Origin of the sequence: Rhodoferax sp. (assembly GCF_034520025.1) — a bacterium.
In the GTDB taxonomy this organism is placed as follows: Bacteria; Pseudomonadota; Gammaproteobacteria; order Burkholderiales; family Burkholderiaceae_C; genus Allorhodoferax.
The window spans coordinates 659,021-684,974 of sequence record NZ_JAXHNZ010000001.1 but is presented as its reverse complement, the minus strand read 5'-3'; the positions used below and the strand labels follow the sequence as shown (position 1 = coordinate 684,974).

Genomic DNA, 25,954 nt, shown 5'->3' with positions numbered 1-25,954 from the left:
TCATCAAGAAATTTCTGCCTGTTGAAGTTACATCTATTCTTCAGCCAATAATAGTTAGTTACTCATTGAAATGTCTCGCCACTAACGCTTCAAAGACAAACAAGCATCATGTTTCGAAAAACCACATAACTTCTTCAACCAAAGCTCGGCTTCATGAGGGTAGCCATTTATTCGATAAGCGAGCACCAGTTTATGTGCCATGACACTTGACGGGTAATAACGACCAAACAACTCAAGTCTTTGCAACTCATCTTCTGACATATTTGCCTGTGGAACGATACGCAAAAGCGCGTTTAACTCCTCCAATTGATCCAAAGCAATCACATCAGAAATTTTCGCCTGACTTAAGCTCCCGACACCGGGAAATGCCTGCTCCAAGTGAAAAGACTGAAAATCCTCTTCAACTCTTAAATAGTCAAAGGCGGTTATCCACATCGCAAGGCCAAAGGCGAGCAGAGCGCTCAATGCACACCACCGTCGCGTCACCAAAAATTCCAATTTTTGATGTCTAGATAAGGCCACGCCCAGCACCAGTCCAGCTGGCGCCAGAAAATATGCGTAATGCAATGGAAACTCTAACATAGAATGAATTCCAGCAACAAATATTATCAAAAACAATATAATACTGATTGCATCAGACGACTGCATCCATAGCCTATAAATGATCCACATTATCATTGATGAAATCAGAAAACCTAATGGAAGTCCCACCCAAATAAAGAGGTCGAGAAAAAGATTATGCGACTGCTTAAAAATACCGCCAAATGCTACTTGGCTATCAGCATTCATGACTTGCGCAACCGATACGTCAGACCAACCATAGCCAAACCAAAACTTAGAAATTGCAGAATCCAAAAACATTAGCCATGCTTGAATTCTTATCTCTCTAGGTTCTCCCAGCCTGTCGATGATGATCTCTGGATTGATAGCCAAAACGCTTGCCAAACCCTCCAACAGAAACGGACAAATAAGGGTATACAGAAGGACTGCCATTATCGACTTAAATGAAACAAACTTTCCAAATTCAGTCCATCGCACCCCCATTAAAGCGGAAACCAATAGTACATTCAAGACTGCCGTCCGCGACTGAGTCAAAGTCAAGCCGGTTAATAAATATATTAACAATAGGACAGCAATTCCAGAAGTAATATATTTTTTTATGTGAAAATATAGAGTAGACAACATCGCCCACAACAGTAGAGTAGCTAGTTGGTTAGGCTGGCCTAGAGCACCAGCAACTCGAGGAATTCTTGCCGGCATAAAAAAAGACTCTAACGAAGAGATTTGGGGTATATCGAGCCAAACATAAAGCTGAAGGCCGACAGAAACGATCGCAGCTATCAAAATTGCAGAAAATAAGGATGTCAGCAACACACCCGGGCTGCACCTTTCCCAAGCTCCCCCAATAAGCACACACAAACCCAAGCCAGCAGTGTAAAGAGCCGATATCCACGCTTGACCGAAATATGGTAGCAGTCCGCACCGCCACTGAATTAGTGGAACCGTGGCAAGCAAGAGGCAAGAAATAGCAATGCCGCTCCAGTTTACGTACTCATGGAATCGCACAAAGAGAAACAATCCGGCGCACAGAACAAGATACCCGGCCAATAAATCCGAGAAAAATGTTGCCCACGGCGAAGACCCTACAGGCAAAAGCCATGTCAGGGAATAAAGGACCGCCCACATGGTGGGCCAAATCCTATTCAATGAGGGACTTGGTTGCATCAGTATAAGAATATTTACTCATTTCCGATTTGAGAGCATTTTTTTGCATGCCGCCTTAGAAACTCTACCATTGAATCACCGGCATTTGATGTAAACCAAATTTCTTTATAAGACGAATTTATTTGACAAAATCTGTCGGCATAGCGAATCAACTCATTCCTTTCATTGAGCAACCACATACTCCTCATAAGAGGAATTACAACCTCTGGACCACTAGAAAAATGCAGCTGCTTTTGTGCTAACACCTTTACTTCGGAAGCATTAACAATGTCTATAGCGAAACTTCTTAGTTGAAGAAATTCCCAATATGACCGATACAACCAGGACTCCTGTGCGTATTCAATTTCTCTAGTTATCTTTGCATTACGAACAGCAACTTCGTCGAAGAAAGAAACACTATAGGCCAACTTCAAGCGCTCATACTGATACAGTGCGACTATAGGAATGACAATCATCGAACATACACTTATTACCGATATAAAGCGATCAATACTTAAAAACCGATAATCGATTGCCTTCAAACTAGGTGTTTTAGATAAAAATCCAATAAAAGAACCTGTCAAAAATAAGAATCCGTAGTGCCACAAAGGAAATTCCAAGAAGCTATGTATTCCTACGATCAGGATCAGGATAACAAATGAAAATTGCTCGCCCTGAACATGAGTTAACTTCTCGTTAAGTGGTTTCAAATCAGCCACTTTTCGATAGAAGGTGAAGAGGAGCCACAGACACATTGAAATTAGCAAAGCTGCCACAAGCACTCCGAACTCAACGGCCAGATGCAATGCCAAGTTGTGCGCATGATCAATTAACCCTTGATACCGTGGATCGAAGTTTGATACAAAGTACGCATAGTTAAGTTCCTTCCACCCCCAACCAAGCCAAGGACGCTGGGAAATTAGATTTATTGAATCCGCCCAGATAAGGAGTCGGGTATCTTCAGTCGCCTGCGCCACCCTCAACAATCCAGAATCTGCATTGACTCCATGCATCTCGGCGACAAGTGGTAGAAAACAATACCACATGATCAAAACCAAGAACTGCCCGATCATCAGGCATGTCAATTGCTTACTTCGCATAGAGCGCCAAATAAGACCGAATACAGATATTGCAATGACTTGCAACAACCCAGTGCGCGAACTTGATGCTGCTATGCTCATAGTGAAGAGACATACAACCATCCACGACATTGCTGTACTTAACTTCTTAAGATGATGAAGCCAAAATGTAGCGATAAGGCCCACCGAAATAAAAGTAGCATACAGATTTCTTTGGCGAAACGTACCGAACGCTGTCCCTCGTTGTTCAGGCACTACCATCCATTTATACAGCTCATCGGCAAGACCTAACCATTGAAGAATTCCTTGAATAGCGTTAATCGCTGAAGCAAGCAAAACAGCAATAAGAAATGTCTGCAACATCTTCGGGCTCTCACGTAGTTCGAGTCCAAAAGATATAGCCGTCAAAAACACCAGTATGCCCAACACCCCTATTAACTTAAACTCGAAATAGGGATTCGGAGAATTGTTTATCCAAACAACGAGCGCAAATGCAGCAAGGATCCAGTACCGATTTGGCAAGTGCCGCAACCCGACGATTAATAGCGCAGAGTATGTAGCAATCAAAAATAATGCAGAATTTTTCAAGTCCCTGATTGGCCCATCAGCAAACGGATAGAGCCAAGCGAAAGACCATAGAGAACCGACTAATACCAGCCTTAAGTCACTCAAAACTGTGCCAGCCATATGTTTCTAGATATTTATTTTGATAATAAAAAAAGGGAGCAAAGCTCCCTTTTCGAAATTGATTCCAGCAGTGGGAAACAAACTTATATCGCGCCCATTAACGACATTGCGCTGGGCGATACTTGGCTGCCAAAGTACCGCCTTTGCAGGACCACTCGACAGAACCGCCACTAGGCACCGTTGAAGCAGATGCTGTACCACCGGTAAAAGGTGTACCACCGGACGTAGGAACCAAGGTCACTGTTTTGGAACCACCGTCGATTGCCCCAGAGTAGGTAATAGTAATAACTCCAGTCCCGTCAGCAATTCCAACTGATGCGACGCTAGCTGTCGCTGCAGGCGCAGAAAATCCGGAGGCGTATGCTTGTCCATTAGCCGCATTTTCAGCGACAGCAACTTTAGCAGCACCCGCCAACGATAGTCCTTCAGTGACCTTCGCGCGAACAGTGTAGTCTTGATAAGCAGGCAAAGCCACTGCAGCCAAAATACCAATAATCGCCACAACGATCATCAGTTCGATCAAGGTAAAACCTTTTTGAATGGAACGCTTCATAAAAACTCCAGTTTGAGAAAAGAGGCTGAGGTATGAGCAGCTTCCATGCCAAGCTGTCCGAGGCCTGAATCTGTGAATTAGTGCACAAATCCAGCTGTCCACCTGACATTTTTGCTAGCGCCTCAAGGTGTCAATTACAGCGAGTGACAAGTTTGTCACTTGATACACACTTGCCTCACCATCTTAAGGTCCGTAAGGCCCATCAAAATCTTTTCCATTCCGTCCATCTTCAAGGTGCGCATACCACCCTGAACTGCACTGGCAAATAGCTCAGCCACTCGCGCGCGCTCTTGGATCAGCTTTTTGAGATGGTCGTCTGCCACCATCAGCTCATGGAGGCCTACCCGTCCTTTGTACCCTGTTTTATTGCACTTGTCGCAACCTACTGCCTTGTAGAGCTTTATCGGTCCGCCTTCGCAGTATGCATCCCTCCACTGTCGGATCAGCTTTTGGGTTTCTGATTCGTAATCGCTCTTCCAAGCGTCTGTGTTGCGCAACTCTTCCGCATATTCTTTACAGAAAAGGCGGAGTTCTTCGTCTGTGGGCACGTACTCTGCCTTGCAATCACACAGTTTCTTGGCAAGTCGTTGAGCCAAGATGCCCAACAAGGCATCAGCAAAATTAAAAGGATCCATGCCCATATCTAAAAGACGGGTGATCGATTCAGGCGCAGAGTTGGTATGAAGGGTAGAGAACACCATGTGACCCGTCAATGAGGCCTCTACGCCCATGGACACTGTTTCTTTGTCACGTGACTCGCCCACCATGATGATGTCTGGGTCGGCACGAAGAAACGCCCGCATCACCAAAGCAAAGTCGATTCCGGCTTTTTTGTTAATTTGTACTTGCCGCAAGCCTTTTTGGGTGATTTCTACTGGGTCCTCTGCCGTCCATATTTTGGTATCGGGTGTATTCAAGAACTTCAATATGGAGTGCAGCGTAGTGGTCTTTCCAGAACCCGTTGGTCCGCAAACATAGAAAAGCCCGTAGGGTTTACTGACCGTAGCTTCCAGTCGATTTTTGTTATGGGCTGTTAGACCGAGTTTCTCGAGTGGGATCGGCTCACCAGCAGCCAGTATTCGCATCACCACATCTTCAACTCCACCCGCAGACGGGATGGTTGCCACGCGCAACTCAATATCTAAAGGACCATATTTTTTGAACTTTATTTTTCCATCTTGCGGCTTGCGGCGTTCCGAAATATCGAGATCACACATGATTTTGAGACGCGTAACCATGGCCTGCCGAAAATGGGCGGGGACCTCGACATAAGGAACAAGACTTCCGTCAATACGAAATCGAATGCCGGTTTTGAATTTCCCGGGCATAGGTTCGATATGGATGTCTGAAACTTTCTGGTGATAAGCATCGATGATCACCTTGTTCACGAACTTCACCAGTTCGTTGTCGGCCGCAGCGGACTCCAAAGACTCGTCGTTGCCCAGATCTTCGATAGGGCCACCATCCATATCGGCAAGCAGTTGGTCAATGGTGCTGGTGTCTGTGGCAGCTCCAAACAGCTGGGCTAGCGTCTCCGCGAACTCTTGCTGTGTGGTAACCCGGTACGCAAACTTACTGAACTTCGGAAAAACTTGCGGCACGACTCTCGAGCCTTTTACCGCCTCAGGATCTAGGCACATGATGACCAACCCCTCCGGCGACTCCTCCAGAGGAACCCAACCCTGCTCCTCTAGGAACTCGCGTTTCAGAGGCCCATGCAATGCTTCCGAGCGGATGCGAGCGCTGCTACGCGGCTCATAGGCCACTCCGAAAAACTGCGCTAATCCGGCACCAACCTGACTCGGCAGCAAACCTGTGCGGCTGATGATGAGTTGCTCAAGCGGTTCACCTTCGTCGCGTGCTTCTTGTGCGAGTTGTTGAAGATCGATATCTGACAACAAACCGGCGTTCACCAGACTGTCATAGCGAGTGCGCTCACGTCTTGGTCGATTCTCTTGGGTGGCCACCCTTTGTCGGATGGCGGTGGCAAGGGTTTTGCAGAGCTCCGTCACTCCATCAAGTTCTAACTCTCCGAAGGGTTCGTCGCTCTTACTATTGATGACCTGCAGAACGCCATGCAAAACGTTACCGTCGAGAATGGGAGCAACCATCATCTGCTTGGTTCGATAGCCGGAGCGCTTGTCCACTTCTTTTAAGAAATTAAGGGAAGGATGGATCTTGCGCAGCGCCTCTTCGTTATACACATCCGGCAGATTGAGGATCGTCCTGCTATAAGCCGCGTAGCCGGCAAGGCTTTGCGGCGAGATTGGTAGCTTTAATTCCTTGCTTGTATTGAGACCGGTCTTTATTTTTGAGACGATAGAAACACCATCATCCGCTACTGCGTACAAGGTGAGTCGATCCGCATTAAGCAGTTTGCATATTTCTTGGCTGGTTTCGAGCATGATTTGCTCGAGCTGCACCGTATCGTGAATACGCGCGGTTACTTGATGTAATTGCCGATAGAACAGTGCCTCGAACGTCATTCCGCGTTTTTTAACGGGCTGCTTTTGTGAGTCGTAAAAAGCCTGCTCACTCAACGAGGAGCTCCCCCCTCCCGGCTGCGAATGATTCATGGAAGTACTTCTTTCTTTTTCGGACAGTCAAATAGCATGAACAGCCAACGACGGCTAAACGGCAACCGGAGCAGACGTCACCCTAAGTGGACCCGAACTGGGTGCTTCCGTCCCATTCCGGATCCAACGGTAACAGTTTCAAACTTGCAATCCGGGCGGCGTAATAGGTATACAGAGATTTGGTACCGGCAACTTCCAACAAGTTCAACAGCACCCTTTCAGCGGCCGCCCACGATTGCAGACGGTAGTGCCCCAAAAATTCATTCCACAAAAGCAACTCTCCCCTAACCGCCACATCCGGCACATCGCGGGACGCCCGAGGAGTCCAAATGCTCACGGACTGTTCTTTGCCCTTTACCCTCACCTTGTCTAGCTCTTGCCAGGAGAACTCAGGAATGAGCGCTCTTGTGGTTTCATTCACGATGATGCTAACGCCGTAAATCTTGGTCAGCCCTTCCAAACGGGAACCAAGGTTGACTGCATCGCCAATCACGGTGTAGCTGCGCCGCATGTCGGACCCCATATCACCGACACACATGAGCCCCGTATTGATGCCGATCCCGACCCCGATCTCAGGGAGGCCTCGCACTCGGTATTCCGTGTTTAGTGTTTGAAGCATCTGCTCAATTTCAACGGCGCACTTTACTGCCAAGGCGGCGTGATCCACCGCCTCGACCGGTGCCCCCCAAAAGGCCATGACGCAGTCGCCCATGTACTTGTCAATCGTGCCTTTGTTAGCCCGGATGACAGTAGTAATACGACTGAATATGTCAGTCAACATGGACTGCAACTGGATCGGCTCCATAGACTCCGACATCCGTGTGAAACCACGCATGTCGCAAAACATGACCGTCAACTCACGGCTGGTGGCCTGCATGGTGTAACTGTCTGGATCTCGAACCATTTCATCTACCAACTCTGGCGGCACATAGGTACCAAAAAGATTTGCTAACTCTCTCTTTGAACGGCTCTCGACAAAATATCCATAGCTCATGTTCAGCGCAAACGCAGTCACAGTCATCACCAGCGAGGTCGCCAGCGGCAATGCCAAGCCAAACTCGTCGTAGAGCCAGAAGTTGGAGGCGATCAATGCAACGAACATTGCAAAACTCAACAGTACTGCTTTGAACGCCGAAAGCAGAGGCAAACAAAAAGCAAGCATTAAGCCGGCGCTCAACAGCATGATGAACTCGTACCCGAACGCGTAATCAGGCTTTACTTTCAAGCGCCCATCCAGCATGGAGGACAAAACGCTCGCATGTGTTTCAACCCCAGGGTAGGTTTCTCCGGCCGGCGTCACCCGCATATCAAACAAACCCAGTGCAGTTGTACCAAGTAGCACAATTTTGTTTTGGAGCATTCCAGGGGGAAGCGTGTTGTTCAGTACATCTACCGCAGACACGTAGCGAAAAGACCCACCAGCAGGCCCGCCGGAGCCACGGAAAGAAATGAGTGCTCCACCACGATTGTCAACGGGTAGCACAAGACTCTTTCCCTCTCTAGTCAGCTCCAGACTTTCAAGGCCGCGATATGCCTTGGGCAAAACAGTTTCTTTGGAGAATGAAGGTTTAACCTGTGGCGCCCCCGTGACCGCACGAAACATTGCCAAGGCGAGAGACTCGTAGAACGCATCACCATAGCGTGCAACGAGCGGCAAGGACCTGACAACGCCATCCGCATCGGTAAAAGAATTGGTATGACCCGCCAGTGGGGTCGCACTTGAGAAAACTCCAAGGTTCGCCCCGAACGCTGACCACACAGGCGCCATCACAGAATGACCATCAAGGTCCGCCCCTGTAAAGACCGCGGCAGGCAGCGCGCCTCCCGAGCGAAACGCCGGCGCGTCAGAGAAGAAGTAGCCCAGAACTACTGGCCTGTTCGTTAAAGCGGTTGCGAGTCTGGCATCAAAATCAAGGCGTGGTGCGAGACGATCTACCTGCTCGGCAAAGGTCGGATTGTCTTTGAGCTCATTCGCAGCCAGCGAGCGCAGATGCTGAAGCCCTGAGCTAGTGTCTGGCTCTGCAAGAACAATATCGACTCCAAGTAGGCCTATGTCGTGCTTGTCAAATAGCTTATCGACCAAGTCGGCGAGTACATCACGACTCCATGGCCAGCGTCCTATTTCAGCCAGGCTCTTTTCATCTACATCGACGATGACGATACGGTCGTCGATCGTCCGTGGCATCGTGGACCGAAGACGCGCATCGTAAATGAGGTTATCTAACCGGTGAAGTGCACCGAGTTCCAGTACCCCTAAAAGGTGAAGCACTGAAAAAATAAACGGCACCAGAGTGACCGCGATACGGGCTCGATGCCGATAGATGGAATTCACCTCTCAAGCGGTATTGCGCGCAAGGGATTCTGTGTGCGAGGCTATTCAATGCAATATGAACTGCATCTGGGTTCCTGCCAACTCCACCAAATCCCCATTCTTCAGGGGAAGGGGTGCAGCTCCGATAGGAGCACCGTTCAAGGTTGGATTACCCGCACCTTCCACATGGTGCACCACGAAACCCTGTTGGCGGCGCGTAATCGCGGCAACCGCAACCCCCGGCTTTCCAATGGTGGTCACTACTTTTGTCAGCGGCACTTCTCGCCCGGATGCGGCGCCAGACAGTACTTTGATTGCAGCGTGAAACGCTCCCAGCCCTTGGGAATCCCCAGCGACCGTAGCAAACCCTGAATTCAAAGGTTGGGTAGTGATCGCAGACGGACGCGCAGGCACCACCATCGTTTTGTCAAAACTATCGACCATACCGTCAGCCATGTACTTGATCTTGTATTTGCCGATTTCGATACCGTCGCCATGGCGGAGTTGCTGCTTTTTAACAGCTTTACCATTCACATAAGTGCCATTTGTGCTGTTGAGGTCTTCAAGGAAAATATCTTGTCCCGCCATCAAAATAACAGCATGTTCGCCACTTACAGCCAGGTTATCAATCACGATGTCGTTGTAAGGCCTGCGCCCCAAAGTTGTCCGATCTTTAGTAATTTGAACTTCTTTGATCACGACCTCATCGATCGATACGATCATTTTCGGCATGATCGACTCCTTTTCCTGTAGTTGCTTTTTGAAAGCGTTTCGACTTTATTTCCCGAGCAGCTTGGCAATAAAGCCTTTTTTTTCAACTGCTTCCCCCGCGGCAACCAACAGAACAGAAATATTGTCACGGCCACCGCATTCATTGGCAGCCAAGACTAGATGCTCTGCAAGGGGCTCCAGACGCAGGTCCTCGAAAGCAATTCTAACGATTACTTCATCAGACACCATATCTGAAAGCCCATCTGAGCACATTAGATACACATCGCCAGCTTCGATGTTGAACTCGTTGACCTCCAACATCACCCCTTGCTCAACACCAAGCGCTCTTGTGACCAGATTCTTGATCGGGGAGCCGGCCGCTTGCTCTGGCGTAATCAATCCTGCATCCATTTGCTCCTGCAACAAGGAATGGTCTTTGGTGATCTGCTCCATACGACCCTGCCGGAGCCGATAGCAGCGGGAATCACCGATATGCCCGACCAACAGTCTTCCGTCTTTAATCACTCCGAGAACCAAAGTGGTCCCCATCCCGGCAAACGAAGGGTTGGCGTTGGCTGAGTTGTAAATGGCGATATTGGCGTTGTCCACGCATATCTCCATAGCCCGGCGAATATCCCTGATTTGTGCATTAGGACCGGCCTCCGACAGCCAACGACTCAGCTCCGCCTTAATAAAAGCAGTGGCCATCCCACTGGCAATTTCGCCTGCGTTGTAACCGCCCATTCCATCTGCGAGGACAGCAACCAAGGCCTGATCATCAAAAGCCACGGAGTCTTCATTGTTTTCGCGGCATCGACCCGGATCCGTTTTGGCGTGGAATTGGTACATCATGGTTATTTAGATTTCGATATCCGGCGCCGACCTTGCTGGCCGTTTCAGTGGAATCGTGTTTTGCATCGTAATGTCTACAGTGACAGCTTGAACACCTTTCGACGATATGTTGCCGTGATTTGTGACGTACTTCTCAAGACACTGCGCAAACTCAGCCCCGGTTTGGAAGCGAGCCTCAGGAGCTTTCATCACGGCACGCTGCACCAGTCTCGCTAACGCTTCCGACAGATCCGGGCGATGCAGGCGCACATCCACAGCCTCTTCATTGGTAATTTTGTACATCAACTCCGCCATGGAGTCCCCACGAAATGGAAGTACTCCTGTCAACAACTGGTACAGCGTCACACCCAAAGAGTACAGGTCAGAGCGCCCGTCGGCAGACGCCCCTGCCAATTGCTCGGGCGACATGAAACTGGGCGTACCCAGCACTAGGCCCGTTTTGGTTTTATAGCTGTCAGAGATTCTTGCAATACCGAAGTCTGTCACCTTCACCGCATCGGTATCGGGCTCGAACATGATATTGGCCGGCTTTATATCGCGGTGCACTACCTGCTGACGGTGGGCATAGTCCAAAGCCAAAGAGACACGGCTTACGATACTCAAAACATTGTCAACAGGGAGCAGACTTTCGAGCTTGGTGTGCTTAACAAGGTCGGCTCCACCGACGAACTCCATGGCAATGAAGGCCAAATCGCTCTCTTCACCAGCGTCGAAAATAGTCACGATGTTGGGATGCTGCAACCGCCCGGCGGTTTCTGCCTCACGGAAAAAGCGAGCACGCGCATCCACCAACTCATCGCCAGAAAATTCCTCGGCGAGAGCCATCGTTTTCAGCGCCACCACTCGACCTATTTTCGGATCGAGGCCGCGGTAAACAACTCCCATCGCACCTTTGCCAAGTTCGGCATCCAAGGTGTACCGACCAAGTGTGGGCTTTTCTATCGTTTCATTTTCGAAAACCGCTGCGGCAATCAACTTCTCATCGCGCCCTATCACGATGGAGGTGGACAGACGTTGCGCTTGCACTCGCTTCTGTTTCACATCTTTGAAGTCAGGGTCTTGTGCAGCAATGTATTCATAGACGGCAAGAGCCTTGTTGAACTGACGCTTGCGTTCAAAATCAAGTGCCAGTTGGTACAAATTCTCACGAACCGAATCACTAGCAGGCACCCGTCGGAAGCGGTCGAAAGCCATGTCCAACTGACCTTGCCCCTGCAGAGCCAAGCCCATCATGCGGTTGGTCTCAGCGGACTCTGCATCAGACTGCGTTTTCCCTAACTCCACGATCCAGAAGCGCTTGGTCGTCAACCCGATGTGGCCGATGGCTAAAACCATCGCAGGTAACAGCAACTTGATCCAAACAGCAGAGTTAACCAGCAACAAGTATTCACCTCCGACCATGCCGATTAAAGCAATGGTTGTCAGCGTTGCGGCGACCGGCGCGGAGAGCGTGCCCAGCACTCCCATCAAATAAGCACTAACGACCAGCAAGGCAATAATGCCAACCCAATCGGCCCACACCGGTTGTGAACTGGCGTGTTGCTCTAAAAGGCTGGAGATCACATGCGCCGTTGTCTCTGCGGGGGACAAGGCCATCTGCCCCGCAACGGGAAACTGAACGCCAATACCTGCCGCAGTCGCTCCGATAATGACAATCTTGCCTTGGTACTTGGCAGCGGGCACTTTCTTGGTCAGGACGTCATAAAACGACGTTACCGGGAAGGCAGGCTTGCCGTTGCGCGTCGCGTAAAACTGGGGAAGCATCAAGGCGTGCTCGTCCGTTGGTATGTGTAAGTTTTCGAGCTGAATCCCGCTGCCAGGCACAAACCGAACATCGGTCGCAGACAAGCCCAAGGCCTGGACCACAGCGGATAGTGCGAGTGAAGGTACCGCCTTCCCACCCGCATTGATCCAGAGTGGCTCGGTGCGAACCACACCATCAGGATCGAGTATCTGGTTCAGGTGTCCGCCACCAGCCGAGGCTTGCGCCAATTCTTCCATCGGGAACTGGCCCTGTTCTGCAGGAAGAAAATCAGAGGCGGCTACAGAAACGCCTGCTTTCGTCCAAAAATCGGGGAGTGATGTGTCGGGTGCAGATCGGCCCATACCCCACTTGAAGACCACAGGCAGCAAGACATTTCCCGCACCACGAATGCTCTGCGCGAGCGCAGCGTCAGTGTTGAGGGCAGTCTCAGCCTCGGCAAAAGCTTTGTCGATAGCCTCTTGATTGGGCATCTCCCCTGCTTCGGCCATCAGCGCTTTTAACTTTTGGATATGCACCGATCCGGCATCCCGTTGCGGCTCAAAAAAGAAGATGGTTTGAACAATCGCCGCGGGCTTGGCCTGCGCCAGTAGATCTATCAATTCAGCGTGGTAGTTCCGCGGCCAAGGCCACCGCCCCAGCTTCGAAACACTGAGATCGTCAATCGCTATGATGGCAATTTGGTCTGAGGGAAGGCGGCCGTTGGACGCACTGGCAACATCGTAAAAACGCCGCTCCAAAGAAGCCGCCAAGCCCGTTGTCAGCAATGCAACGGTCGCGACTGCGGAAACAAGCAATCCGACAAACCAATCAGTTCGCCAGAACGCTCTGTTTTTGGGTGCGCTAGCCACCCTCCCTGACTCCCCCGATTGTCCTTGCGCATACTTGTTTGTGTGCTTCGCATTTACTCACCTGACAGCTCGACGCACCTTACCAGAGGCGCTTTCTCGCGGCAACACACGCAACCCGATAGACGTAAAAAAGCCCGGTCCTGAGACCGGGCTCCTGTCTGTTCCCTGCGCTTGGATAGCAGCAGGTCTGGCGCGCTTGTTACAGCAAGGCCTTCAACAGTTTTGCCATCTCTGAAGGGTTGCGGGTCACTTTGAAACCGCACTCTTCCATCACCGCCAGTTTCGCGTCTGCAGTATCTGCACCACCAGAGATCAGGGCACCCGCGTGGCCCATGCGCTTTCCGGGGGGCGCTGTCACACCAGCAATAAAGCCAACAACCGGCTTCTTCATGTTCAGCTTGCACCAACGGGCTGCTTCAGCTTCGTCAGGCCCACCGATTTCGCCGATCATGATGACCGCATCAGTATCAGGATCATCGTTGAAAGCTTGCATCACATCGATGTGCTTCAAGCCGTTGATCGGGTCACCACCGATACCGACAGCAGAAGATTGACCCAGACCGATTTCGGTCAGCTGAGCCACTGCTTCGTAAGTCAATGTACCGGAGCGGGACACCACGCCGATACGGCCTTTGCGGTGAATGTGACCGGGCATGATGCCGATCTTAATTTCATCGGGAGTGATCAAACCGGGGCAGTTGGGTCCGAGCAACAGTGTCTTCTTGCCGCCGGCAGCTTCTTTGGCCTTCATGCGGTTGCGCACTTCCAACATGTCCTTGACCGGAATGCCTTCAGTAATGCAAATCGCGAGGTCCAGGTCGGCTTCTACGGCTTCCCAGATCGCAGCAGCAGCGCCCGCTGGTGGCACGTAGATCACCGACACAGTTGCACCGGTTTGACCGGCAGCTTCCTTGACGGAGGAGTAGATTGGAATGTTGAAAATCGACTCGCCAGCCTTTTTGGGGTTCACACCCGCTACGAAGCAGTTCTTGCCGTTTGCGTATTCTTGGCATTTCTCAGTGTGGAACTGGCCGGTCTTGCCGGTAATGCCTTGGGTAATGACTTTGGTGTCTTTGTTGATAAAAATCGACATGGTGATTCCTTAGCGGGCTTTGACGGCTGCAACAACTTTTTCGGCCGCTTCGGCCATGCTGTCGGCGCTGATGATGGGGAGACCGGACTCGGCCAACATCTTCTTGCCGAGGTCTTCGTTGGTACCCTTCATACGCACCACCAAAGGCACAGACAGGTTCACTGCCTTGCAAGCAGTGATCACGCCGGTGGCAATGGTGTCGCACTTCATGATGCCGCCGAAGATGTTGACCATGATGGCCTCGACCTTGGGGTTCTTCAACATGATCTTGAAGGCTTCTGTCACCTTCTCGGGGGTTGCACCGCCGCCCACGTCCAAGAAGTTGGCAGGCTCAGCGCCGTACAACTTGATGGTGTCCATGGTGGCCATGGCCAAACCAGCGCCGTTCACCAGGCAGCCAATGTTGCCATCCAGGCTGATGTAGGCGAGATCGAACTTGGAAGCTTCCACTTCGGCCGCATCTTCTTCGTCCAAATCGCGGTAAGCCACGATTTCAGGGTGACGGAACAGGGCGTTCGGATCGAAGTTGAACTTCGCATCCAGGGCCATTACATTGCCCTTGCTGTCGCAGTTCAGGGGGTTGATTTCCACCAGGGACGCATCGGTGTCCATGTAGCACTTGTAGAGCTTGGCGAAAATGTCCACGGCCTGGTCCACGGAAGCACCGGTCAAGCCGATGGCTGCCGCCACCTTCTTGCTCTGCTCAGTGGTAATGCCGGTCAGGGGGTCGATCATCTCAGTGATGATTTTCTCAGGAGTGGAGTGGGCCACTTCCTCGATGTCCATGCCGCCTTCGCTGGATGCGATCAGGGCGATTTTCTGTGTAGCGCGGTCGGTGACCAGCGACACATAGAGTTCGTTCTTGATGTCAGCGCCGTCTTCGATGTACAAGCGGCGGACTTTTTGGCCTTCGGGGCCGGTCTGGTGTGTCTTGAGCTGCATGCCCAGGATTTCGGTGGCGAGGCGTTTGACATCGTCAATCGACTTGGCAACCTTCACGCCGCCGCCCTTGCCGCGACCACCTGCATGGATTTGTGCCTTGACAACCCACACTGGGCCGCCGAGTTTTTGAGCGGCTTCCACCGCTTCTTGCACTGTGAAAGCCGGAATGCCGCGGGGAACGGGCACACCGAATTGACGCAAGATTTCCTTGCCTTGGTACTCGTGAATCTTCATGACGTCTCTCTTTGGGACAGGACTATGTTCACCGTGTGGTAACGAGGATGTAATCACCACGCGGCACTGGACACATCAACCCGCGAATGTATCATGCTGCGACGCACAATACTGGTGCGATGCTTACAGCTGGGGCATTGCGGGTCGGTCATGCTCCATGCAGCGCGCAGTTTGATGCCCATTATTTGCCTCTTGCTTACACCATGAAAAAAATCTTTATCGACGGCGAAGCCGGCACTACCGGCCTCCAGATCCGCGAACGTTTGCAGACCATGCCGCAGGTCGCACTGATCAGCATCGACCCCGCGCTGCGCAAAGATCCGCTGGCCAAACGTGCACTGATTGCCGAGGCAGATCTGGTGATTTTGTGCCTGCACGACGATGCCGCCAAAGACACGGTTGCCATGATCGACGCCATGGAACGCGAGACAGGTCAGCCGGGCCCGCGCATCATTGATGCCTCTACTGCTCACCGGGTCGACCCGACCTGGGTCTACGGTTTTCCGGAGCTAGCCGCAACCCAGCGCGATGCCGTGATGCAGGCCCGCCGCGTGAGCAATCCGGGCTGCTACGCCACCGGTGCAATCGCACTACTGCGCCCCTTGATCGATGCCGGATTGTTGCCGGCCGACCACCCGGTTTGCCTGCCTTCGGTCAGCGGCTATTCCGGCGGTGGTCGCGCGATGATCGAGGCTTACGAACAAGGCAGCGCAGCACCTTTTGAGCTCTACGCACTGGGCCTCAAGCACAAGCACATTCCTGAAATCATGCAATACACCGGCCTGACGCGCAGACCCCTGTTTGTGCCCTCGGTCGGGAACTTCATTCAAGGCATGCTGGTGCAGCTCCCACTGCATCTCGACGCATTGCCCGGCAAGCCGAGCGCACAAGCCTTGCACGACGCATTAGCCAGCCATTACGCCGGCAGTCAATGGGTGAGCGTGGAGCCCGCCACCTCGGATTTGAAATTGGATGCCGTGGCCCTCGCAGACACCAACAAGCTCGAACTCCGGGTTTTTGCCAACGACGCTACGGCCGATGGCTTTGCCCATGCGGTGCTGGTAGCCCGGTTGGACAACCTAGGCAAGGGTGCCAGCGGCGCTGCGGTGCAAAACCTGCAGCTGATGCTGGGCTTGTAGGGCTTACAACCCCTCGTCGTCCCCGCCACCGGACACCACACGGTGGATGGTGTCGCCGCCAAAGCCCCGGCTGGCCAAAAAGCGCATCTGCTTGGCCCGCTCAGCCGCATCTTGCGGCTGGGTGCCAAACTTCTTGCGCCAGACCTCGCGGGCGCGCTCCAGCTCGGTGCTGCGCAAGACAGCCACCGCCTCGGCCACCGCCTCGGGCGCGAGCCCTTTCGATTGAAGCTCCTGCTTGATGCGGGACGCCCCCATCTTGCCCGCTCGCCGGTAGACCACCGAGCCGATCACACGATCTTCATTGATGAAGTCTTTGGCGGTGAGTGCATCCAGGACCCGGGCCAAGGCACCGGGCTCCTCCTCGTAGCGCTGGAGCTTGCGCTCCAGTTCAGCGCGCGAGTGCTCCCGGGTACTGAGCAGCCGCAAGGCCCTGCCGGTGAGTGAGAGTGCTTGAACTGCCACAGCCTGACTTCTTCTTGTTTTGCTACTAAATGAATAGCTGCTTGCGCTTATTTAATGAGCGCAAGCAGTTGATTTGACACTTATTCCGGCTTGTCCGCTTTGTCTGCCTTTTTGCCTTTGGGCTTGGCCTCAGGCTCTGCGACCGGCAGCAAGGGAATACCCAAGGACAAGCGCACTTTGTTTTCGATCTCCACCGACAAGTCAGGGTTCTCACGCAAAAACTCGCGGGCGTTGTCCCGGCCTTGGCCGATTTTTTCACCTTGGTAAGCGTACCAAGCACCGGACTTTTCCAGAATACCGGCGGTCACGCCCATATCGATGATTTCACCGTGGCGGCTGATGCCTTCCCCGAACAGGATGTCGAACTCCGCCGTCTTGAACGGGGGACTGACCTTGTTCTTGACCACTTTGACTTTGGTCTCGTTACCAATCGCGTCCTCACCCTTCTTGATCGTGCCAGTGCGGCGAATGTCCAGACGCACAGAGGCGTAGAACTTCAGCGCATTACCGCCGGTGGTGGTTTCGGGCGAGCCGAACATCACACCAATCTTCATGCGGATCTGATTGATGAAGATGACCATGCAATTGGTCTTCTTGATGTGGGCGGTCAGCTTGCGCAGCGCTTGGCTCATCAGGCGGGCTTGCAGGCCGGGCAGGCTGTCGCCCATTTCACCTTCGAGTTCAGCCTTGGGGGTCAGGGCTGCCACCGAGTCCACGATGATCAGGTCCACCGCGCCGGAGCGCACCAAGCTGTCCACAATTTCAAGCGCCTGCTCACCGGTGTCGGGCTGGCTGATCAGCAAGTCTTGCAGGTTCACACCCAGCTTCTGGGCGTACTGGATGTCCAACGCGTGCTCGGCATCCACAAAGGCGCACTGGCCGCCTTGCTTTTGCATTTCGGCCACGACTTGCAGCGTCAAGGTGGTTTTACCGGACGACTCCGGGCCATAGATTTCCACCACACGGCCGCGGGGCAGGCCGCCCACGCCCAAGGCAATGTCCAGCCCCAAAGAGCCGGTGGACACCACCTGAATGTCTTCAATCACCTCGCCCTCGCCCAAGCGCATGATGGTGCCCTTGCCGAATTGCTTTTCGATCTGGGCCAGGGCTACTTGCAGGGCCTTGGCCTTTTCTGCGTTGGCGGCGGGGTTCTTCACTGCGTCCATGGGAATCTCCTGAAAAATCAAGGGTAGGGTGACTGTCTATCCATCTGTCATTAACAACAGGCTGGATGCTTGAACAGTAGTCTAAGCGCCCTGTTAAATTCAAACAAGCCGATATTTAGTCAGTTTGCATTACCATTTACCCCATGTCGATTCCCGTCTCTATCGAACCCTGGCGCAGCAACCACGTCGGTCATTGGTTGCGGCTGGCGCTGGAGCGCTTTGATGCCAGAGTCCTCGAGCTCATGGCTCGGCACACCGCAGCACCCTTGGGTTTGGCCAACCTCGCTGCCCGCGGGCAGGTCGGGGCAGCCCATATCCACATCACCCGACACCTCGACATTCAGGGCAGCCGCCTTACCGAGCTTGCCAATCGCGCCGGCATGACCAAACAGGCCATGACCACCCTGGTCAACCAATGCGAAGCGTGGGGCATGGTGGAGCGCACCGGCGATACAAACGATGCCCGTGCCAAGCACATCCGCTTCACCGCCACCGGGCTGGCATGGCTGCAGGCGTATCAAGATGCGGTGGCCCAAGCCCAAGATGAGCTGCAACAGGCAGTCGGCCCCGAGGTCGCCACCGTGATCCATCTGGGCCTGGAGGCCTACTGCGGCCATTAAGCCCGCCGACAGTGGCCGCCTTGCACAGCAGCTGCACGCCTAGAATGGCGTCAAGCGGACACAGTGCCGCACCCTGCCAGGAGACACGCATGCGCATACTGATAGCTGAAGACGATCAAGTTCTGGCCGATGGCTTGTTACGCGCACTGCGCGGCGCGGGTGCAGCGGTAGACCATGTGGCCAGCGGCACCGAGGCCGACGCCGCGCTCATGACCAATACCGAATTCGACTTGTTGATTCTGGATTTGGGCTTACCAAAGATGCACGGCCTGGAAGTCCTCAAGAAACTGCGGGGCAGGGGATCCTCATTGCCCGTGTTGATCCTCACTGCTGCGGACAGCGTCGACGAACGTGTCAAAGGCCTGGATTACGGTGCCGACGACTACATGGCCAAACCCTTCAGCCTGCAAGAGCTGGAAGCCCGGGTGCGCGCCTTGGTCCGCCGCGGCATGGGTGCGACGAGCAGCAGCATCAAACATGGCCCCCTCACCTACGACCAGGCCGGCCGGGTCGCCACTATCGACGGCAAGATGGTCGAGCTCTCTGCCCGTGAGCTTGGCCTACTCGAGGTTCTGTTACAGCGTGCAGGTCGCCTGGTCAGCAAAGACCAGCTGGTGGAGCGCCTTTGCGAGTGGGGCGAAGAGGTGAGCAACAACGCCATCGAGGTCTATATCCACCGCCTGCGCAAAAAGATTGAAAAGGGCCCAATTCGCATCGCCACCGTCCGCGGGCTCGGCTACTGCCTGGAAAAAATACCGGGATGAAAATATTCCAGCGGGAACAGCGCAGCCTGTTCGGGGAAATCCTCGACTGGATGCTGACCCCGCTGTTGCTGCTGTGGCCGGTGAGCCTGGTACTGACGTGGCTTGTTGCGCAGGGCATTGCCGGCAAGCCGTTTGACCGCGCCCTCGAATACAACGCCGGAGCCCTGGCCCAACTCATCACGGTGAACAAAAATCGTGTGCAGTTTGTGCTCCCTCTGCCTGCCCGCGAGCTCCTCAGGGCAGACGATGCGGACACCGTCTACTACCAAGTCCTCGGCAGCCAGGGTGAGTACCTCAGCGGCGAGAAAGACCTGCCACTCCCTCCTGATGACGACCGGATACCCACCGGCGAAGTCCGGATGCGGGAACTGGATTACAGAGGAGTCGACCTGCGGGTCGCCTCCATGTGGGTGCGCACCGACATCCCAGGCGCCCGGCCGGCGCTGGTGCAAGTCGCCGAGACCATGGACAAACGTTCAGTCCTGGCAACCGAAATTGTCAAAGGGGTGATGCTGCCGCAATTCGTCATCTTGCCTCTGGCGGTGCTGCTGGTCTGGTTGGCGCTGGTGCAGGCGATCAAACCCCTGAACCGCTTGGAAGAGCGCATCCGGGCCCGTAGTCCGGACGATTTGAGCCCGTTGGATGTAGAGGCAGTGCCCTTGGAGGTCGTGCCGCTCGTCTCCTCGGTCAACGACCTGCTGATGCGACTCAAAGACTCAATCTCGACGCAGAAACGCTTCCTCGCCGACGCAGCGCACCAGCTCAAAACCCCGTTGGCGGGTCTGCGCATGCAGGCCGATCTTGCGCAGCGGCAAGGCGCGAGCGCAGACGACCTGAAACAGTCATTGCGCCAGATCGGGCGCTCCAGCATCCGTGCGACCCACACCGTCAACCAACTGCTGGCCCTTGCGCGCGCTGAAAGCAGCGGCACTGTGCTCGCGCACCTGCCCTGCGATCTGGCAAAACTCACCATGGAAGTGGTGCGCGACTGTGTACCCAAAGCCTTGGAAAAATCGATCGACCTCGGCTACGAGGGCGTGGAGCCCGGCACCCCGGGCGTTGCGATTCCGGGCAACGTCACCCTCCTCAAAGAAATGGTGCGCAATCTGGTCGACAACGCCATCAACTACACGCCGTCCACAGCAAGCCGCGCAGGCGTGATCACAGCCCGGGTCCTACTGGATCCGTTCAGCGGCGCCTTGGTACTGCAGGTGGAAGACAACGGCCCCGGCATCCCCCTGGCCGAGCGGGAACTCGTTTTTCAACCGTTCTACCGCGCACTCGGCAATGAAGCCGATGGCTCCGGCTTGGGTTTGCCAATCGTTCAGGAAATTGCGCGCCAGCACCACGCAGAGATTGCGGTAGAAGACAGCAGGCCCGGTTACTCGCCGCCGGGCACCACCTTCACCTTGCGCTTTTCGCCCGCTGCGGCCCGCCGCCCCTCAGAGGGCGCTTAACTGCAGCTCTTGAGCCCGTGCCCCTGCAAAGCGGCCTTCACATCCTGAAGCCGGAGTTTGATGGCCTCGGTGGCTGCCGGCACACGCAACTGCTGCACAGTAGCTGCCTGGCGCTCTTGTAGCACTTTGATGCCACGGATGCCCTTGGGCGCCAAACGGGCGAGCTCTGCCTTGGCGGCCGCCTCCGTTTCAAAGCCCGCCAGTACCAAACCGGGTTGTAGATCTGGGTTCGCCACCGGTATCGCCTTGACGCCCAAAGCCGCCAGATCGGCGGTCTTTTTGGCCAGCGTATCGCCTTTGGCCAACTTGCCCAAGTAAACAACCCAACGCGCACTCACTTTGACAGGGTCCACCTGCCAGCCGCCTGCGGGTAGCGCTTCATTCAGCACCCGGCGCAAAGCAGCGGCTTCCTCGTCACTAAAGGGACCAGCTTGCAGACACTCCTTGGGGCCCGCATCGGCCAGCATCTGGGCTTCCACCTTTTTCAGCTCTGCAGCAGTCAACAGCTGCACCGCATCCGGCTTGATCTGTTGCTGCACCCGTTGCGGCTCGCTGCTGGTGTGCGGGGCAAAGCCATACATCTGCAGATAACGGTGACTCCACGCAAAGTACAAGCCGTTTGCCAAAAGGAGTAGCAGGACAATCAGTCGCAACATAGAAGTCAGGAGGGGTTGAGGGGGGGTGCAGGTGCCGGACGCACGCTCACTTCCGCGCTGTTGATTCTGACAGTTCCCGCCCCGGTGTCGACCAGCAGCACGCCGCTGGTATCCACACCCATTGCGGTCCCTTGTGTGCCATCAGTACAGACCACCGCCTGACCCGCCAACAGATCACGCGCTTGGTAGGCACTGCGCAGAGGTGCAAAACCCTCGGTCGCAAACGTCAGCACCGCTTGCACCAAAGGCGCGATCACCCGGTGCAAGACCTCAGGCGCATCCACCTCCGGCAGCAATTCTTGCAAGGCTGCAGGCGGGGTGCGCAAACCATCCCCCTTGCGCGGCGTGATGTTGATCCCCACACCAATGACGGCGTAGCGTTGTGTGCCAGCGCTGGCGGTTTCAATCAGAATGCCGGCCAGCTTGCGGCCCTGCCACCAGACGTCATTGGGCCACTTCAGCTGCAACTCCGGGTGCAAGCTCTGCACCACGGACAGTCCCACCGCCAGCGACAGCCCCGACCAATCCGCTGGCTGCAAAGGCAGGCCTAACGAGAAGGTCAACGTGCCCCCATCGCCCTGCGTGTCGCTTTGCCAGTCGCGACCCAGGCGGCCACGACCGGCGGTCTGCCGTTCTGCGACCAGCAGCACCGGCTCACATTGGCCGGCGCGTGCGCGTCGCATCAGTTCCGAGTTGGTGGAATCAATTTCCGGCAACACCTCAACAGAGAAACCGGGAAGGACCGCAAACACCGCTTCCCAAATCGCTTCCGCAGGCCAGCGGGTCACGTTCATCGCTTGGGGGCCAACAAGGTGCCACGGCAGTTGGCACTACCGCACCAGCAGGGGTATTCGGCCTTGAGCTTCTTGGTGTAGCGCTCTTCCAGAATCAGTCCGTAGTCGTAATTCAGTTCTTCGCCTGCACGGATGTTGCGCAGCGCCTTGATGAATACACGACCCTCTTCTTCGTCAGCCATGCAGTTGCCATCGCAGGAGTGATTGATCCAGCGCGAGGAGTTACCGCCGAACAAGGCGTCGATCACGTTGCCATCTTCGAGCGAGAAGTAAAACGTGTGGTTCGGGTCTTTGGGGTCGTGGGGGTGGCGGTCCTGGGCTTCCTGCCAGCTAATGACCTCACCCACATACTCAATGATGGTTTCGCCTTCGGCGATATCCTGCAGCGCGAACACCCCTTTGCCATGTACCCCGGAGCGCCGTGTCTGGATGCGCCGTGCCGGCGAGGCGGGCACACTGGTGGAGGATTTCACTGGGGTTTTTGCCACGGCCGGAAATTTTGGTATGGTGAATCGTATGGGCGCGCATGTGTGCGTGCCTGCGCGCACGCGAGAATTGGATTGTAGTCAGATGAAAAACACCGTTTTGAACAAAACATTGGTTATTGCTGAAAAGCCGTCGGTCGCACAAGACATCGTGCGTGCACTCACTCCGGTGGCGGGCAAGTTTGAAAAACACGACGAATATTTCGAGAGCGACAACTACGTGGTTTCGAGCGCCGTAGGTCACTTGGTCGAGATCCAAGCCCCCGAACAATATGACGTCAAGCGCGGCAAATGGAGCTTTGCGCAGCTGCCCGTCATCCCGCCCCACTTTGACCTCAAGCCCGTCGACAAAACCAAGACGCGCCTGAACGCCGTGGTCAAGCTGGCCAAGCGTAAAGATGTAGACAAGATCGTGAACGCCTGTGACGCGGGCCGCGAAGGAGAGCTGATCTTCCGCCTGATTGAGCAATACGCCGGTGGCGCCAAGCCGCTGGGCAAGCCGGTCAGCCGCCTGTGGCTGCAGTCCATGACGCCCCAGGCCATCCGCGATGGCTTTGACAACCTGCGCACCAACGCCCAGATGCAGCCCCTGGCCGACGCCGCCCGTTGCCGGTCCGAAGCCGACTGGTTGGTGGGTATCAACGGCACCCGTGCGATGACCGCGTTTAACAGCCGCGACGGCGGTTTCTTCTTGACCACCGTGGGCCGGGTGCAGACCCCCACGCTCTCAGTGGTGGTAGAGCGCGAAGAGCTGATCCGCAAGTTTGTCAGCCGCGATTATTGGGAGATCCACGCCACCTTCGCCGCCCAAGCGGGCGAGTACGCTGGCAAGTGGTTCAACCCAGCCCACAAAAAAGATGCCGACGACGCTGAAAAAAAGGCCGACCGGGTCTGGACCCAGGCCGAGGCCAGGGCAATTGCAGACGCGGTGCGCGGCCAGCCCGCCACAGTGACCGAAGAGAGCAAGCCCACCACCCAGGCCTCTCCCCTGCTGTTTGATCTGACCAGCCTGCAGCGCGAGGCCAACGGCAAGTTCGGCTTCAGTGCCAAGACCACCTTGCAGATTGCCCAGAGCCTGTACGAGCGTCACAAGGCCCTGACCTACCCGCGTACCGATTCGCGCAACCTGCCGGAAGACTATGTGCCGGTCGTCAAAAAGACCTTCGAGATGCTGGCCGACAGCGACATGCGCCATCTGGCGCCGCACGCACTGGTCGCCCTGAACAACAACTACATCCGCCCCACCAAGCGCGTGTTCGACAACGCCAAGGTCTCGGATCACTTTGCCATCATCCCCACCCTGCAAGCGCCCAGCGGCCTGAGCGAGGCCGAGCAAAAGGTGTACGACCTGGTGGTGCGCCGCTTCATGGCAGTGTTCTTCCCGAGCGCCGAATACCAAGTCACCACCCGCATCACCACCGCGGCCCAGCACGCATTCAAGACAGAGGGCAAGGTGCTGGTCAAGCCGGGCTGGCTGGCCATTTACGGCAAAGAAGCCGCTGCGGAAGTGGAAGACGCCAAGGAAGGCGACAAGGGCCAGAATTTGGTGCCCGTGGCACCCGGCGAAAAGGTCAAGGGCGACCCTGTTGAGCCCAAAGGCCTCAAGACCAAGCCGCCCGCCCGCTACTCCGAAGCCACGCTGCTCGGCGCCATGGAAGGTGCCGGCAAAACCGTGGAAGACGACGAGCTACGCGAAGCCATGCAAGAGAAGGGCCTGGGAACGCCAGCCACCCGCTCCAGCATCATCGAAGGCCTGATTGCCGAGAAGTACATGCTGCGCGAAGGCCGTGAGCTGATTCCCACCGCCAAGTCCTTCCAGCTCATGACGCTGCTGCGCGGCTTGGACGTGCAGGAACTGACCAAGGCCGAGCTCACCGGCGAGTGGGAATACAAGCTCGCCCAGATGGAGCAGGGCAAGCTCAGCCGCGAGAAGTTCATGGCCGAGATCGCCGCCATGACCGAGCACATGGTCAAAAAGGCCAAGGAATACGACCGCGACACCATCCCCGGTGACTACGCCACGCTAGAGGCACGTTGCCCCAACTGCGGCGGTATCGTCAAAGAAAACTACCGCCGTTACACCTGCACCGGCGCAGATGGCCACAGCGAAGGCTGCGGCTTTTCGTTTGGCAAGTCGCCTGCAGGGCGCACCTTCGAGCCCGCAGAAGTGGAGCAGTTCTTGCGCGACAAGCACATCGGCCCGCTGGACGGTTTCCGCTCCAAGGCCGGCTGGCCCTTTGTGGCAGAGATGGTCATCAAGTTTGACGAAGAGGCCAAGAACTACAAACTGGAGTTCGACTTCGGCGACGACAAAGCCGGCGAGGAAGACGGCGAAATCATCGACTTCCAAAACCAAACCGCGCTGGGCGCTTGCCCCAAGTGCGGTGGCAACGTGTTTGAACACGGCAAAAACTACGTGTGCGAAAAGTCGGTGCCTACTGATGCGCAAGCCACCCCGAGCTGCGACTTCAAGAGCGGCCAGATCATCCTGCAGCAACCCATCGAGCGTGAGCAGATGCAAAAGCTGCTGGCCACCGGCAAGACCGATCTGCTCGACAAGTTTGTCAGCATGCGCACCCGCCGTGCCTTCAAGGCCATGCTGGCATGGGACGCGGCAGAGGGCAAGGTGAACTTCGAGTTCGCCCCCAGCAAGTTCCCGCCGCGCAAGACTGCCTTCAAGGCGGCCACCAAAACCAGCGCCGCTACCAAAACAGGAGCTGCCCGCGCAGCAACCACGGGCGCTGCAGCCAAAAAAGCCCCTGCAAAGAAGGCTGCCGCCATCAAGGATGCCAAGCCCAAAGCCCCGCGCAAAACCACTGCAGCCAGCGGCAAGCAGCCCAGCGCTGAGTTGGCAGCGGTGATCGGCGCCGAGCCGGTCGCGCGCCCGCAGGTCATGAAAAAGCTGTGGGACTACATCAAGGCCAACGGCCTGCAAGACGCCAAAGACAAGCGCAGCATCAACGCCGATGCCAAGCTGCTCGCAGTGTTCGGCAAGCCGCAAGTCACCATGTTTGAGTTGGCCGGCATTGCAGGCAAACACCTGAGTTAAGGCTGCC

At 55.0% G+C, this 25,954-nt stretch carries 19 protein-coding genes and 1 pseudogene; 5 read left to right on the top strand and 15 right to left on the bottom strand.

Translation table 11 applies throughout. From position 1 onward, the window contains the following. Nucleotides 1-81: 81 nt before the first annotated feature. The 10 genes from U5L73_RS03275 to sucC all read right to left on the bottom strand — a co-directional run bounded on the left by U5L73_RS03275 (nucleotide 82) and on the right by sucC (nucleotide 15,355). Nucleotides 82-1,686, bottom strand: coding sequence for a PglL family O-oligosaccharyltransferase (locus U5L73_RS03275; RefSeq protein WP_322561013.1), 1,605 nt, complete (start codon nucleotides 1,684-1,686; stop codon nucleotides 82-84). Between the two features lie 53 nt (nucleotides 1,687-1,739). Next, a complete protein-coding gene (locus tag U5L73_RS03270; protein WP_322561012.1) occupies nucleotides 1,740-3,470 on the bottom strand; it encodes a PglL family O-oligosaccharyltransferase in 1,731 nt (576 codons plus the stop codon). A 97-nt stretch (nucleotides 3,471-3,567) separates the two neighbouring features. Continuing rightward, on the bottom strand, nucleotides 3,568-4,023 hold the full coding sequence (locus tag U5L73_RS03265) for a pilin (protein ID WP_322561011.1): 456 nt from the start codon (nucleotides 4,021-4,023) through the stop codon (nucleotides 3,568-3,570). 155 nt (nucleotides 4,024-4,178) lie between these two features. Next, the gene (locus U5L73_RS03260; protein WP_322561010.1) at nucleotides 4,179-6,599 is read right to left on the bottom strand and encodes an ATPase, T2SS/T4P/T4SS family; all 2,421 of its coding nucleotides are present in this window, start codon (nucleotides 6,597-6,599) and stop codon (nucleotides 4,179-4,181) included. Between the two features lie 82 nt (nucleotides 6,600-6,681). Further along, nucleotides 6,682-8,931 (bottom strand): adenylate/guanylate cyclase domain-containing protein, encoded by a 2,250-nt coding sequence (locus tag U5L73_RS03255; protein ID WP_322561009.1) that lies wholly within the window; start codon nucleotides 8,929-8,931, stop codon nucleotides 6,682-6,684. Nucleotides 8,932-8,976: 45 nt separating this feature from the next. After that, nucleotides 8,977-9,642: an FHA domain-containing protein gene (locus U5L73_RS03250; RefSeq protein ID WP_313874788.1), complete on the bottom strand. Its 666-nt coding sequence runs from the start codon at nucleotides 9,640-9,642 to the stop codon at nucleotides 8,977-8,979. A 45-nt stretch (nucleotides 9,643-9,687) separates the two neighbouring features. Then, nucleotides 9,688-10,473, bottom strand: a complete 786-nt coding sequence (locus U5L73_RS03245) for a Stp1/IreP family PP2C-type Ser/Thr phosphatase (protein ID WP_322561008.1) — start codon at nucleotides 10,471-10,473, stop codon at nucleotides 9,688-9,690. A gap of 6 nt (nucleotides 10,474-10,479) precedes the next feature. Continuing rightward, on the bottom strand, nucleotides 10,480-13,086 hold the full coding sequence (locus tag U5L73_RS03240; RefSeq protein ID WP_322561007.1) for a serine/threonine-protein kinase: 2,607 nt from the start codon (nucleotides 13,084-13,086) through the stop codon (nucleotides 10,480-10,482). Nucleotides 13,087-13,285: 199 nt separating this feature from the next. Next, complete coding sequence (gene sucD, locus U5L73_RS03235; protein ID WP_296510162.1) at nucleotides 13,286-14,179, bottom strand: succinate--CoA ligase subunit alpha; 894 nt, start codon at nucleotides 14,177-14,179, stop codon at nucleotides 13,286-13,288. Between the two features lie 9 nt (nucleotides 14,180-14,188). Next, nucleotides 14,189-15,355 (bottom strand): ADP-forming succinate--CoA ligase subunit beta, encoded by a 1,167-nt coding sequence (gene sucC, locus U5L73_RS03230; protein WP_313882399.1) that lies wholly within the window; start codon nucleotides 15,353-15,355, stop codon nucleotides 14,189-14,191. 203 nt (nucleotides 15,356-15,558) lie between these two features. Between sucC and argC the strand changes: the two genes are divergently transcribed. Beyond that, nucleotides 15,559-16,494, top strand: a complete 936-nt coding sequence (gene argC / locus U5L73_RS03225; RefSeq protein ID WP_322561006.1) for an N-acetyl-gamma-glutamyl-phosphate reductase — start codon at nucleotides 15,559-15,561, stop codon at nucleotides 16,492-16,494. Between the two features lie 3 nt (nucleotides 16,495-16,497). On the opposite strand, the gene recX is transcribed toward argC, so the two are convergent. Further along, a complete protein-coding gene (gene recX, locus U5L73_RS03220) occupies nucleotides 16,498-16,956 on the bottom strand; it encodes a recombination regulator RecX (protein WP_322561005.1) in 459 nt (152 codons plus the stop codon). Nucleotides 16,957-17,036: 80 nt separating this feature from the next. After that, nucleotides 17,037-18,122, bottom strand: coding sequence for a recombinase RecA (recA, locus tag U5L73_RS03215; RefSeq protein ID WP_322561004.1), 1,086 nt, complete (start codon nucleotides 18,120-18,122; stop codon nucleotides 17,037-17,039). Between the two features lie 143 nt (nucleotides 18,123-18,265). Here recA and U5L73_RS03210 point away from each other — a divergent pair, with 143 nt between their 5' ends. The 3 genes from U5L73_RS03210 to U5L73_RS03200 all read left to right on the top strand — a co-directional run bounded on the left by U5L73_RS03210 (nucleotide 18,266) and on the right by U5L73_RS03200 (nucleotide 20,963). Next, entirely contained in the window at nucleotides 18,266-18,742 is a 477-nt protein-coding gene (locus U5L73_RS03210; RefSeq protein WP_322561003.1) for a MarR family winged helix-turn-helix transcriptional regulator, read from the top strand. A gap of 89 nt (nucleotides 18,743-18,831) precedes the next feature. Further along, nucleotides 18,832-19,506, top strand: a complete 675-nt coding sequence (locus tag U5L73_RS03205) for a response regulator transcription factor (RefSeq protein ID WP_029706776.1) — start codon at nucleotides 18,832-18,834, stop codon at nucleotides 19,504-19,506. Further along, on the top strand, nucleotides 19,503-20,963 hold the full coding sequence (locus U5L73_RS03200) for a sensor histidine kinase (RefSeq protein ID WP_322561002.1): 1,461 nt from the start codon (nucleotides 19,503-19,505) through the stop codon (nucleotides 20,961-20,963). Before U5L73_RS03205 ends, U5L73_RS03200 begins: the two co-directional genes overlap by 4 nt. Here the strand turns inward: U5L73_RS03200 and U5L73_RS03195 are convergent. From U5L73_RS03195 to U5L73_RS03185, 3 genes and pseudogenes are all read right to left on the bottom strand, one after another. Further along, nucleotides 20,960-21,619: an SPOR domain-containing protein gene (locus tag U5L73_RS03195; RefSeq protein ID WP_322561001.1), complete on the bottom strand. Its 660-nt coding sequence runs from the start codon at nucleotides 21,617-21,619 to the stop codon at nucleotides 20,960-20,962. The two genes, U5L73_RS03200 and U5L73_RS03195, sit on opposite strands and share 4 nt — an antisense overlap. A 5-nt stretch (nucleotides 21,620-21,624) precedes the next feature. Then, nucleotides 21,625-22,413 carry a biotin--[acetyl-CoA-carboxylase] ligase gene (locus U5L73_RS03190; RefSeq protein ID WP_322561000.1) on the bottom strand — a complete coding sequence of 263 codons (789 nt, stop codon included), beginning with the start codon at nucleotides 22,411-22,413 and terminating at the stop codon, nucleotides 21,625-21,627. Next, nucleotides 22,413-22,901 (bottom strand): annotated as a pseudogene (locus U5L73_RS03185) (SET domain-containing protein); the annotation flags it as partial. The pseudogene U5L73_RS03185 and the gene U5L73_RS03190, both read right to left, overlap by 1 nt. A 97-nt stretch (nucleotides 22,902-22,998) precedes the next feature. Between U5L73_RS03185 and U5L73_RS03180 the strand changes: the two are divergent. After that, nucleotides 22,999-25,947 carry a DNA topoisomerase III gene (locus U5L73_RS03180; RefSeq protein WP_322561920.1) on the top strand — a complete coding sequence of 983 codons (2,949 nt, stop codon included), beginning with the start codon at nucleotides 22,999-23,001 and terminating at the stop codon, nucleotides 25,945-25,947. Nucleotides 25,948-25,954 lie beyond the last annotated feature (7 nt).